Origin of the sequence: Cytobacillus solani, assembly GCF_001420595.1 — a bacterium.
Classification (GTDB): Bacteria; Bacillota; Bacilli; order Bacillales; family Cytobacillaceae; genus Cytobacillus; species Cytobacillus solani.
Genome location: NZ_LJIX01000006.1, coordinates 3,588,073 through 3,600,715, shown reverse-complemented (window position 1 = coordinate 3,600,715; position 12,643 = coordinate 3,588,073). Strand labels below are relative to the sequence as shown.

The window sequence follows — 12,643 nt, the reverse complement described above, 5'->3', positions numbered from 1 at the left end:
GATAATAAATAACTAAAAATGTAGAATTCTAATTGACGAATGATTATGTATCAGTGTACTATGTAACTAGAACACTAAAACACCGATACGGAGGTCGGAACATGTGGAATTTTTTAAAGGTCTGATCTATAAAGAATTAAAACTAACGAAAAATTGGTTTGTGGTCGGAATTGCTTTATTAATTTTGGGTGTAGTGGCCGGATTAGGCCTAACAAAATATTTCAATGAGCCGAATATTTTTGCTGTAGTAGCAGTCACGATCTTAGTAGGACATGGTTTTTATCTTCCAGCATACCTTCTTCATTCTCTTAATATAGAGGCCCAAACACAGCTTTGGCTTCATAATCCAAATAGCGGAGCCATTCTCTTTCTTGCTAAATTAACAGCTGGGTTTATTTTATATGTAGTTTCTTTTTTTATAGCATTTGTAATTGCGATATGGGGATTAACTCATGCTGTGAATGGGGAAAGCTTATTTAATTTAACTGGTGAACCAGTTCTTAATATCACTTTAATAGGACTGGGGATTACGCTTGGAACACTTTTTTTGGGAGTCTGGGTTTTATTTTATTGGTCCTTATTTCATTCACTAAAAAAGGTTCCATTTCTGCACTCTATCCGCTGGCCGATTGTTATTGGCACTTGGATTCTGCTTACTGCTATAGGCAATTATGTGAACAATCTTCCTATTTATCAAAAACTTAAAAACATAGGAATAATTAAACTCGATGCATACTCAATTGAGTTTTTGGTAGGGAAGTCTTCTGCTTCAGCTGGTTTTGTAGATAATGCTGAACTTTCAATAATGAATGGAGCTATTTATACAATTCTTGTTATTATTGTTTTTTCTGCTTCTGTATGGCTGTTAGAGCGGAAAGTTGAGGTGTGACGCCATGGTTGAGGAATTCCAAGCATCAAAGCCAATTTATATGCAAATTGCTGACAAAATTAATCAGCAGATTATCAGAGGGGATTTATTGCCGGGAAACAAACTCCCTTCCGTTCGTGAAATGGCAGTACAGACGGGAGTTAATCCAAATACGATTCAACGAACATACAGTGAATTGGAGAGGATGGAGATCGTGGAAACGAAGCGAGGACAAGGAACGTTTGTAACAGAGAATGAAGGGATGATTCATCAATTAAAGCTCGGTATGCAAATGGACATTATTGAATCGTTTGTCAAAAATATGAAGGAACTTGGACTTACAGAAGAGGATATGATCTCTGGCTTAAAAAGATTTTTTAATGGGAAGCGGGAGATGTAAGATGATTGAGTTTAAGAATATATCAAAAAAATATGGCCGGTATTCTGGATTAGAGGATGTTTCCTTCACGCTGGAAAAAGGAAAAATTTACGGATTAATTGGCCCGAACGGAAGCGGGAAATCAACAACATTAAAAATAATAGCTGGACTGGTGCATCCATCAAAGGGGACAGTTCTTGTTAAAGGAACAGAAGTCAATAGAAGAATCGCCAAAGAAGTTGCGTATTTATCGGAACTAGATATATTTTATCAGCCTTTTAAAGTGAAGGATATGATTGACTTTTATGCCTCTCAGTTTGAGGATTTTCGAATAGAGCGTGCAAATGAATTGCTTACATTTATGAAACTGGATCCCGACAAGAAGCTAAAGCAATTGTCAAAAGGAAATCGGGGCAGATTAAAACTTGTGCTTGCATTGGCGAGAGAGACATCCGTTTTGCTTTTAGATGAGCCTTTTTCAGGTCTTGACCCAATGGTAAGAGATTCGATTGTAAAAGGTTTACTATCCTATATCGATTTTGAAAATCAGACAGTTGTTATCGCGACTCATGAAATAGATGAGATCGAGCCGCTTTTGGATGAGGTACTTGCCATTAAAGATGGAAAAGTAATTGATTGGCAAAATGTCGAGAATTTAAGAGAAACTAAAGGTTTATCGATTATTCAGTGGATGAAGGAGACTTTTAAAGAATGAGAGGAGAAAAAACTATGGATACCCTCGTGGAAATTCAAAATGTAACTAAAACTATAAAGGTCAGAACGATTATTGATTCTCTGAGCTTTAATGTCAATAAAGGGGAAGTATTTGGCTTCCTAGGCCCAAATGGAGCAGGAAAAACAACAACGATTCGAATGATTGTCGGCTTGATTGGCATGACTTCCGGTGATATTAAAATCCTCGGTCACAGTATTAAAACAGATTTTGAGCAGGCAATTAAACATGTTGGAGGCATCGTTGAAAATCCGGAAATGTATAAATTCATGAGCGGTTATCAAAATCTTGTTCATTTTGCCAGGATGTCTCAAGGGGTTACAAAAGAAAAAATTGCTGAAACAGTAGAGTTCGTGGGTCTGACAGATCGAATCCATGACAAGGTAAAAACGTATTCACTTGGCATGAGGCAGCGTCTTGGTTTAGCTCAGTGTCTTTTGCATGATCCGAAAATTTTAATTCTGGATGAGCCGACGAATGGTTTGGATCCTGCAGGAATTCGTGAAATCAGGGATCATGTTAGAAAGCTGGCAAAAGAAAAGGATATGGCTGTTATCGTATCAAGCCATTTGCTATCAGAAATGGAAATGATGTGCGATCGAATTGGAATTATTCAACAAGGAAAGCTTATTGATGTTCAGCTTATGACTGATTTTGTTCAGGGAAATGAGAAAATTTATGAAATTGAGGTAGAAGGAAAAGAGAAGGCCGGTCGAATTGTAAAAGAGATGTATCCCGATTTGAGAGTTCAATTAACTGAAATTGGTGTTGCTCTGCCGCTTAAAAGAGAGAATATTCCTGAGGTAATAAAACACCTTGTTAATCAAGACATTCATATTTTTGGAGTGAAGGAAGTAACGAAGACATTAGAAGATCGTTTCCTTGAAGTTACTTCACAAAAGGGGGAACTTGTTCATGATTAAATTGATTCAAAATGAATGGATGAAAATATTTAGAAGGACGGGAACGTATGTTATGATCGGGCTGCTCCTTTTTGTATTAATCGTTATGGGCGGCTTTATAAAATACCAGGATAGCAAAGGAAGTGTTCCGGACAATTCGGAGTGGAAAAAGGGACTTCAAGTTCAGAATGAAAGCTATCAAAAAGAATTAACTGAAATGGGAGATGCCATTCCTCCAGAAGTAAAACTTAGCTATGAAAGAGAAATCGCCATAAACGAATATAGAATTGAAAATGATTTATCGCCAAATGAAGAGTATTCTGTTTGGGGATTTCTAACAGATACATCGCAGATGATTGAATTTGCAGGTCTATTCACTATCATCATTGCGGCAGGAATTGTTGCCAGTGAATTTAACTGGGGAACAATCAAGCTCCTTTTAATAAGACCGATTAAACGAGGAAAAATATTAGCGGCAAAGTATTTGACAGTCTTGCTATTTGGCTTATTCATGCTTTTCATTCTGTTTGCATTTTCAGCTATTTTAGGAATGGCTCTCTTTGGTTTCCCTAATGAAGCTGTACCATATTTGAACTATTATGATGGTTCTGTAACGGAGCAGAGTATGCTTCTGCATCTAATCAATTATTTCGGACTGAAATCGATTAATATGATTATGCTAGCAACCATGGCATTCATGATATCTGCAGCATTCAGAAATAGCTCATTAGCAATCGGCTTGTCCCTTTTCCTTATGTTCATGGGAGGCCAACTGACAAGACTAATTGCAATCAAATACGAATGGGCGAAATATATCCTTTTTGCAAACACAGATCTTCTTCAATATTTTGAGGGAGCTCCAATGGTGGAAGGAATGACAATCGGCTTTTCGATTACAATGATCATTGTTTACTTCCTTCTGTTTCAAGCTATTGCGTTTTACGTATTTAAGAAGAGGGATGTTGCTGCATAGAAAGAGGGATGGCGCCTGCCATCCCTTTCTTATTTCATTATCTTACTATAAATTGTTGCCAATGCCTGTTCAAATTTCCCTGTCTTCTTCGGCTCATAGTAGGTTTTATTTTTTAAACGGTCAGGCAAATATTGCTGTTTTACCCAGCCGCCTTCGTAATCATGCGGGTATTTGTATTCAATTCCCCGGCCTAGCTCTTTAGCTCCTTTATAATGAGCATCCTTTAAGTGATCAGGCACTTCTCCGCTTCTGCCAGCTCTTATATCTGCTAAGGCTGCATCAATGGCAATGATAGCTGAATTGGATTTTGGCGACAAACATAATTCAATGACAGCATTTGCAAGCGGAATCCTTGCTTCAGGAAATCCGATTCGTTCAGCTGTTTCAATAGCAGCGAGTGTTCTTGCTCCAGCCTGCGGCGAAGCAAGTCCAATATCTTCATAGGCAATCACGATTAATCTTCTGGAGATGCTTTGCAGATCTCCTGCTTCAATTAATCGTCCTAAATAGTGTAATGCGGCATTTACATCACTGCCGCGAATCGATTTCTGGAAGGCTGACAGCACATCATAATGTGCGTCCCCGTCTTTGTCATGTGACAGACTCTTTCGCTGCATACATTCCTCGGCAGATTGCAAATCAATGTGGATAATGCCAGAATCATCAGACTCTGTAGATAAAACAGCTAGCTCTAATGCATTTAAAGAGCTTCGGACATCTCCGTTAGAAGCAGTTGCAAAGTGTGTTAGCGCATCTTCACTAATATTGACATGTTTTTCACCTAATCCATATTCACTATCTCCAAGTGCTCTTAGTAGCGCCTCTTTAATATTTTCTACTGATAAAGGCTTTAATTCGAAAATTTGACAGCGGCTTCTGATCGCCGGATTGATAGCATGATATGGATTGCTTGTCGTTGCCCCAATTAATGTAATCATTCCATTTTCTAAATAAGGAAGCAGAAAATCTTGTTTTCCTTTATCCAGCCGGTGAACCTCATCAAGAAGAAGAATGACCTTTCCAGACATTTTTGCTTCTGCTGCAACGACTTCCATATCCTTTTTGTTGTTTGTTACTGCGTTAAGCGTGCGAAAAGCATAGCTTGTACTTCCAGCGATGGCACTTGCAATGGAGGTTTTGCCGATTCCAGGGGGACCGTATAGGATCATCGAGGATAGCTGTTTTGCCTTTACCATCCGATGAATGATTTTGCCTTCAGCTACAAGATGCTCCTGACCAATGATCTCTTCAATGGACCTCGGCCGCATTCGAAAGGCCAACGGTTTAATACTCATTTCTATCACTCCAAAACGTTCAAAAGTTATTAAAATAAACATACCATATTCCATGTTCCGGCAAAATGATAAAGCTGATTAAATATGTTATAATGACAAAAGTCTATCTAATTACTAAGAATAAACCTTTCATGGCGGGGAGATAAAAGCAATGAATGCGAAAAAAAGCGGTCAAATAGTTGCGAGATTTATTGTGTATTTAACCGGTCTCCTCGTTATGAGCCTAGGGATTGTATTATTAATAGTTGCTGATTTAGGCGCAACGCCATGGGATGTTCTGCATGTCGGCCTGTATTATCAGTTAGGGCTGACAATTGGAAGCTGGTCAGTAATTGTTGGGATTGTGATATTGACCGTTGCCTCACTTATCTCAAAAGAGTTCCCGAAAATGGGTGCTTTTTTAAATATGGTTTTGATTGGTGTTTTTATTGATCTTTATTTATTGCTGCCATTTATGCAGACTCCCTCCTCCTTAGCTGGCCAGATCGTAATGTTTCTGTTCGGGATTATTATCTATTGTTATGGAATGGGCATCTATATTTCAGCACAGTTTGGAGCAGGTCCAAGGGATAGTCTAATGATTGCCTTAACATCGAAGACAGGCTGGAAGGTTGGCCGTGTTCGAAGCTGCATGGAGGTGGTCGTTCTAATGATTGGCTGGCAGCTTGGTGGCCCAGTATTTTGGGGAACAGTGATCATTGGTTTAGCAATCGGACCACTGGCAGGGAAGGCATTGCCACAATGTCAGATGGCAACAGACCGATTTTTAGCAAGTTTGAAAAAGCAAGTATACACAACAATTGATAAAGAGAAGGATAGAGGTGTAAGTTGATGAAAATATCGACAAAAGGACGATATGGGTTAACGATTATGATTGAATTAGCAAAAAAACATGGAGAAGGTCCGATCTCATTGAAATCAATTGCACAGACGAATAATTTATCTGAGCATTATCTAGAACAGCTCATTGCCCCTTTAAGAAATGCCGGTTTAGTAAAAAGTATTCGTGGTGCATACGGTGGCTATGTTCTTGGAGATGTCCCAGCAAATATTACAGCCGGCGATATTATTCGAGTGCTGGAAGGACCAATTAGTCCTGTTGAAGGAATTGAAGATGAGGAACCAGCTAAAAAACATCTATGGATGCGTATTCGTGATGCTGTGAAAGATGTTTTGGACAGTACAACAGTTGAAGATTTAGCCAACTATAACGATGATGGCGGATCTGATGGATATATGTTCTATATTTAATTAGGCCGAGGAATTTGAAAGGGACAATCGACCGGAAAAATGGCATTTTTGACCGGAATACTAATAAAATCGACCGGAAAAACAATAAAATAGCCGGAATATCCGAAAATTGACCGGAAAGTTAAAAAGAGTACCATAGAAGAAGGTGAATAAATTGGAACGGATTTACGTTGACCATGCGGCTACTTCGCCTATGCATCCAAAAGTATTCGACAAAATGATAGAGGTAATGGGTGCGGAATTTGGCAATCCGTCAAGCATCCACCATTTCGGCCGCAGGGCCCGTCATATTATTGATGAAGCTCGTGCCGAATTAGCGAAAAGCATTGGTGCTGAAGCGAATGAAATTATTTTTACAAGTGGTGGAACGGAAGCGGATAATCATGCCGTTTTTGGCGTGGCAGAATTGTACGGAGAGCTTGGAAAGCATATTATTACAACGCAAATGGAGCACCATGCGGTTTTGCATGCATGTCAGCAATTGGAAAATCTAGGGTTTGAAGTTACTTATCTGCCAGTTGACAAAGAAGGAAGGGTCCAGGCGGCAGATGTTGAGAAAGCATTAAGAGATGATACAATCCTTGTGACAATCATGTATGGCAATAATGAGGTTGGAACGATACAGCCGATTAAAGAAATCGGACAAATTCTCGCTGAACATCCTGCTATTTTCCATACAGATGCTGTCCAGGCGTATGGATTGGAAAAAATAAACGTAAAAGAATCTGGAATCGATTTATTATCAGTTTCCGCTCATAAAATAAATGGACCTAAAGGAATCGGATTTTTATATGCAAGCAAAGATGTGAAGCTTTCTCCCCGTTTATTTGGCGGCGAACAGGAAAGAAAGAGACGTGCAGGGACAGAAAACGTTCCTTCCATTGCGGGTTTTCTTGAGGCTGTTCGGATTAGTCAGCAAGAGATGGAAAGCAAGGGAAAAGAGTATCGAGGGTTTAAGTCAGCTTTTTTAAAAAAACTAACTGAAAATCAAATTGAATTCAGTCAAAACGGATCACTTGATTATTCATTGCCTCATGTTTTAAACTTAAGCTTTCCTGGAACAAATGTGGAGGCCATGCTTGTGAATTTAGATTTAGCAGGTATTGCTGCATCAAGCGGGTCTGCATGTACAGCGGGCTCAATTGATCCATCGCATGTGCTTGTTGCCATGTTTGGTCAAGGAGATGAACGCCTGCAAAATTCAATTCGCTTTAGTTTTGGTCTTTTCAATACATTAGAGCAGGTTGAAAAAGCAGCAGAAGAAACGAGCAAAATTGTTAAGCGATTATCTAAATAGATTATTTTAATGGGAAACGTGGTGAAATGAAATGACTAAAGCACCGAAGGATACCCGCGTTGTTGTAGGGATGTCCGGTGGAGTCGATTCCTCGGTTGCCGCACTTCTTCTTAAGGAGCAAGGCTATGATGTGATCGGCATTTTTATGAAAAATTGGGATGATACCGATGAAAACGGAGTATGTACAGCAACAGAGGATTATGAAGATGTGATTCGTGTTTGTAATCAAATTGGGATTCCTTACTATGCAGTTAATTTCGAAAAGCAATATTGGGACAAGGTGTTTACTTATTTCCTTGATGAGTATAAAGCAGGAAGAACGCCAAACCCTGATGTAATGTGTAATAAAGAAATTAAGTTTAAGGCATTTCTTGAGCATGCAATGAATCTGGGTGCAGATTATTTAGCAACCGGCCATTATGCAAGAGTAGAGCATCGCGATGGTGAGGTTAAAATGCTTCGTGGGATCGATGAAAATAAGGATCAAACGTATTTCTTAAACCAATTAAGCCAAGAACAGCTCGAAAAGGTGATGTTTCCAATTGGAAACATTGAAAAATCTAAAGTACGGGAGCTAGCAGCAGCTGCTGACCTTGCAACGGCAACGAAGAAGGACAGTACAGGTATTTGTTTTATTGGCGAACGGAATTTCAAAGAATTTTTGGGCAACTATTTGCCTGCTCAGCCTGGGAATATGGAAACCTTCGATGGGAAAGTAATGGGCAAGCATGATGGGCTCATGTACTATACGATCGGTCAGCGTCATGGATTGGGAATTGGCGGATCTGGAGAACCTTGGTTTGCGATTGGGAAGGATTTAAAGAGAAATATCCTTTATGTCGGACAAGGCTTCCACAATGAAAAACTATATTCACATTCCATTACAGCGGTGAATGTAAGGTGGGTTTCAAATGATGAGAAGCCAAAAACATTTGAATGTACAGCAAAATTTAGATACCGCCAGCCAGATAATAAAGTAACTGTTGAGCAATTGGATGACAATAAAGTGAGAGTCATCTTTGATGAACCAATTCGTGCAATTACACCTGGTCAAGCAGTCGTTTTCTACAATGGGGATGAGTGTCTTGGCGGCGGAACGATTGATGAAGTATATAAGGACGGGAAACGTTTAGATTATGTTGGATAATTTGGCTGCCTCAATTCTATCAATTAGAGTTGGGGCTTCTTCATGATTCAGAATTTATATCCTTTGCACTTTGAAAAGTGTCTAGCTACAGCGCCTATGTCCTATCAAACTTCGGGTCTCCTCCGTAACGATTGCGTCAACCACGGCTCGCACTCGCTCACCGTGGTTCCTTTATCTCAGTCATTAAAAGGAGGGGCGACTGTTTATCCCCGACAAGCATAAGATGAACTGCGGCGTGGCGTATTTTGCCACAGAGCAGTTCAGCTAGACCAAAGAGGGGCTAGGAGGCGCAGCTAGATTGCGGAGACCCTCTGCGTTTGTACGGCGAATAGCAAGGCGCTTCCGCTTTTCTTATGCTATAATTTTGACAGAAGAATGGAGTGAACTTAGATGGATCGTAACCAATTAGGTATTCAATATATGCAAGAAGGAAAATGGGAAGAAGCAGCAAAGACTTTTATGGAAGCAATTGAACAGAATCCAACAGATCCCGTTTCCTATATAAACTTTGGCAATGTTCTTTCCGCAGTCGGTGAGGTTGAAAAATCGCTCAAGTTTTACGAAAAAGCGATTGAATTGGATGAAAATGCGGCAGCTGCCTATTATAGTGCCGGTAATTTATATTATGAGCTTGAAAAGTTTGAACAAGCAAAAAATATGTTTGAGACAGCAATGAAAAAAGGTTTAGAGTCAGGTGATAATTACTTTATGCTTGGTTTGACTTTAGTTGCCCTTGAACAAGGAAAATTAGCACTTCCTTATCTTCAAAGAAGCACTGAGCTTAATCCAAATGATGCGGAGGCATTTTTTCAATATGGATTATGTTTAGCACAGCTTAATTTTGTGGATGAATCTATTTTGCAGTTTGAGCAATGTATTCATATTGATTCTAAGCATGCAGATGCCTTTTATAATCTCGGAGTTGCATATGGTTTTAAAGAAGAAGTAGAAAAAGCACTTGAATATTTCAATCAGGCACTCGAGATTCAACCGGACCATTTACTTGCCGGATACGGAAAGAAGTTAATTGAAAAAGGGGATTCTGACGTCTGATCATTAATAGATATCATGAGGGAAAGGAGGAAAAATGATGGAGAAACAGGACTCCTTAGACTTGTTTTCCGAACAAGGAAAATACATAAAGGGAAAGCATCTTGTAACCATCTTTCATAATGAGCAAAACCTATACACCGTTTTGCGTATTCGGGTAGAGGAAACGAATGATCAGTATGAGGATAAGGAAGCAGTGGTAACTGGATATTTTCCGAAGATGCATGAACAGGAAACGTATATTTTTTATGGGGAATTGAAAGATCACCCGAAATTTGGAGTCCAGTTTCAGGCCAATCATTTTCGTAAGGATATCCCTCAGACGAAACAAGGTGTTGTCAATTATTTATCAAGCGAGCTGTTTAAAGGTATTGGAAAAAAGACGGCTGAAAGCATCGTTGAAACATTAGGGGAAAATGCGATATCAAGAATTCTAAACCAGCCATCCTTGCTTGATCAAATTCCAAAACTTGCTCCGGAAAAAGCAAAAACCTTATATGATACATTAATGGAGCATCAAGGCCTTGAACAGGCAATGATCGCTTTAAATCAATATGGGTTTGGTCCACAGCTTTCCATGAAGATTTATCAAGCTTATAAAGATCAAACGGTTGAGGTTGTTCAAAATAATCCGTATAAGCTCGTCGAGGATATTGAAGGAATTGGTTTTGGCAGAGCGGATGAACTAGGCTATCAGCTTGGGATTTCAGGGAGCCATCCAGATCGCATTAGAGCGGCTTGCTTATACATACTTGAAACGGAAAGCATGCAGGCCGGGCATGTGTACACAGAGGCAAGAGTGCTATTGCCTAGTGTAAAAAGGCTTCTTGAAGAAAATAAACGTGATGGTATTGAGTTCGAAAGCATTTCTAATGAAATTGTAAAGCTTGGGGAAGAAGGAAAAATAATGATCGAAGAGCAACGATTGTATGTGCCTTCCCTTTATTTTTCTGAAAAAGGACTAGTAACCAACATAAAGCGGGTATTAAGGCAAACACAATATGAAGATCAGTTTCCTGAGTCAGAATTTCTGCTTGCATTAGGAAAACTAGAAGAGCGATTGAAGGTACAGTATGCGCCGACTCAAAAAGATGCCATCCAAACGGCTTTAATGTCGCCTATGCTAATATTAACAGGTGGTCCAGGTACGGGAAAGACAACAGTTATTAAAGGGATTGTTGAGTTATATGCGGACTTGCATGGCTGCTCATTAGACCCGAAGGATTATAAAAAGGAAGAACCTTTTCCGTTTATCTTAGCAGCTCCGACTGGTCGAGCCGCCAAAAGAATGACGGAGTCAACAGGCTTGCCTGCCTTAACGATTCATAGACTTCTTGGATGGAATGGGACAGAAGGATTTGATCGGCACGAAGAAAATCCATTAGAGGGTAAAATTATCATTGTTGATGAAACATCCATGGTTGATATTTGGCTTGCCAATCAGCTCTTTAAAGCAATTCCGGAAAATATGCAAGTCATTTTAGTAGGGGATGAGGATCAGCTGCCTTCAGTTGGTCCTGGGCAGGTGTTAAAGGACTTACTTAGTTCAGAACGAATCCCAACGGTTAAATTAACGGATATTTACAGGCAGGCAGAAGGTTCATCCATTATTGAGCTTGCACATGAAATGAAAAAAGGCAGGCTCCCAGCGAATATTTCTGCCCAGCAGGCTGATCGTTCCTTTATTCAATGCAATCCTGGACAAATAGCAGCTGCGATCGAAAAAGTAGTTTTAAATGCAAAGAAAAAGGGTTATACAGCAAAGGATATTCAAGTGCTAGCACCGATGTATAAGGGACCTGCTGGAATTGATCGTTTAAATGAAATCATCCAGGAAATTTTTAATCCAAATGACGGATCGCGAAAAGAATTAGCTTTCGGTGACGTAAAATACCGAATTGGTGATAAAGTTCTTCAACTAGTGAATCAGCCAGAAAATCATGTTTTTAATGGCGATATGGGTGAAATTGTTTCGATTTTTTATGCGAAAGAGAACACGGAGAAACAAGACATGGTTGTCGTGTCTTTTGACGGTGCCGAAGCAACCTATACTCGTCAGGATTTAACTCAAATTACCCACGCGTATTGCTGCTCTGTACATAAATCGCAGGGAAGTGAATTCCCTATTGTGATTCTTCCCGTTGTGAAGAGTTATTTTCGAATGCTGCGAAGAAACTTGCTTTATACCGCCATCACACGCAGTAAGCAGTTTCTTATCCTATGTGGGGAAGAAGAAGCATTGAGGATAGGTGTCGAAAGAGCAGACGAGCAATCCCGATTAACAAGTCTTACTGATAAACTTAAAGAAGCGATTTCAGAACAAATTCCCGCAGAAAAAGAATTTGATGGTGAATCTTTAACTTATGAAGAGGAAATAATGAATGTTGACCCGTTAATCGGGATGGAAAATATAACGCCGTATGATTTTATGGAAATAGATAATACCTAAAAAGGACAGCCAATGAAGGCTGTTTTTTTAAAAAGAAAAGAGGTATTTAAATGAGAAAATGGAATCAAGAAGCAGCTCCTAATAATAATTTAACCTCTGTGCAAATTCAAACATCCAATCTGATCAGTAAGAAGCAGGAACATGAGTTTTCCGAAGAGCTTTCTGATGGTGGTGAAAGGAACGAGAGGTTCAACAAACCGAGATACAATAAACGTTAATCGTTTTTTTTACTGGTGAGAATGGAAAGCGTTTCACGTCATTTTTTATCATAGATGAAGCAAACTAAGAATGTTCCGGGA

The 12,643-nt window shown here is 39.4% G+C and carries 13 protein-coding genes; 12 read left to right on the top strand and 1 reads right to left on the bottom strand.

Translation table 11 applies throughout. The features are described from left to right. Window positions 1–103: 103 nt before the first annotated feature. Genes AN957_RS19960 through AN957_RS19940 form a run of 5 tightly spaced genes read left to right on the top strand, consistent with a single transcriptional unit; the run spans window position 104 to window position 3,855 of the window. Complete coding sequence (locus tag AN957_RS19960) at window positions 104–889, top strand: hypothetical protein (protein ID WP_056685861.1); 786 nt, start codon at window positions 104–106, stop codon at window positions 887–889. 4 nt (window positions 890–893) lie between these two features. Next, the gene (locus AN957_RS19955) at window positions 894–1,268 is read left to right on the top strand and encodes a GntR family transcriptional regulator (RefSeq protein ID WP_053477127.1); all 375 of its coding nucleotides are present in this window, start codon (window positions 894–896) and stop codon (window positions 1,266–1,268) included. 1 nt (window position 1,269) lies between these two features. Further along, window positions 1,270–1,962, top strand: a complete 693-nt coding sequence (locus tag AN957_RS19950) for an ABC transporter ATP-binding protein (RefSeq protein ID WP_056685857.1) — start codon at window positions 1,270–1,272, stop codon at window positions 1,960–1,962. 14 nt (window positions 1,963–1,976) lie between these two features. Next, the gene (locus tag AN957_RS19945; protein WP_056687252.1) at window positions 1,977–2,903 is read left to right on the top strand and encodes an ABC transporter ATP-binding protein; all 927 of its coding nucleotides are present in this window, start codon (window positions 1,977–1,979) and stop codon (window positions 2,901–2,903) included. Continuing rightward, window positions 2,896–3,855: an ABC transporter permease gene (locus AN957_RS19940; protein ID WP_056685854.1), complete on the top strand. Its 960-nt coding sequence runs from the start codon at window positions 2,896–2,898 to the stop codon at window positions 3,853–3,855. The genes AN957_RS19945 and AN957_RS19940 overlap by 8 nt, the downstream gene beginning before the upstream one ends. Window positions 3,856–3,884: 29 nt before the next feature. On the opposite strand, the gene AN957_RS19935 is transcribed toward AN957_RS19940, so the two are convergent. Then, entirely contained in the window at window positions 3,885–5,150 is a 1,266-nt protein-coding gene (locus tag AN957_RS19935) for a replication-associated recombination protein A (protein ID WP_056685851.1), read from the bottom strand. Between the two features lie 151 nt (window positions 5,151–5,301). Here AN957_RS19935 and AN957_RS19930 point away from each other — a divergent pair, with 151 nt between their 5' ends. The 7 genes from AN957_RS19930 (at window position 5,302) to AN957_RS28160 (ending at window position 12,562) form a co-directional block, all read left to right on the top strand. Then, window positions 5,302–5,982, top strand: a complete 681-nt coding sequence (locus tag AN957_RS19930; protein ID WP_056685848.1) for a YczE/YyaS/YitT family protein — start codon at window positions 5,302–5,304, stop codon at window positions 5,980–5,982. Then, a complete protein-coding gene (gene cymR / locus AN957_RS19925) occupies window positions 5,982–6,401 on the top strand; it encodes a cysteine metabolism transcriptional regulator CymR (RefSeq protein WP_053477122.1) in 420 nt (139 codons plus the stop codon). The genes AN957_RS19930 and cymR overlap by 1 nt, the downstream gene beginning before the upstream one ends. Before the next feature lie 154 nt (window positions 6,402–6,555). Next, a complete protein-coding gene (locus AN957_RS19920; protein WP_056685845.1) occupies window positions 6,556–7,698 on the top strand; it encodes a cysteine desulfurase family protein in 1,143 nt (380 codons plus the stop codon). A gap of 31 nt (window positions 7,699–7,729) precedes the next feature. Beyond that, window positions 7,730–8,845: a tRNA 2-thiouridine(34) synthase MnmA gene (gene mnmA / locus AN957_RS19915; protein WP_053477120.1), complete on the top strand. Its 1,116-nt coding sequence runs from the start codon at window positions 7,730–7,732 to the stop codon at window positions 8,843–8,845. 390 nt (window positions 8,846–9,235) lie between these two features. After that, window positions 9,236–9,898: a tetratricopeptide repeat protein gene (locus tag AN957_RS19910; protein WP_053477119.1), complete on the top strand. Its 663-nt coding sequence runs from the start codon at window positions 9,236–9,238 to the stop codon at window positions 9,896–9,898. A gap of 37 nt (window positions 9,899–9,935) precedes the next feature. Next, complete coding sequence (gene recD2 / locus AN957_RS19905) at window positions 9,936–12,344, top strand: SF1B family DNA helicase RecD2 (RefSeq protein ID WP_053477118.1); 2,409 nt, start codon at window positions 9,936–9,938, stop codon at window positions 12,342–12,344. 50 nt (window positions 12,345–12,394) lie between these two features. Continuing rightward, complete coding sequence (locus AN957_RS28160; RefSeq protein ID WP_172797662.1) at window positions 12,395–12,562, top strand: hypothetical protein; 168 nt, start codon at window positions 12,395–12,397, stop codon at window positions 12,560–12,562. The last annotated feature ends 81 nt before the right edge of the window (window positions 12,563–12,643 follow it).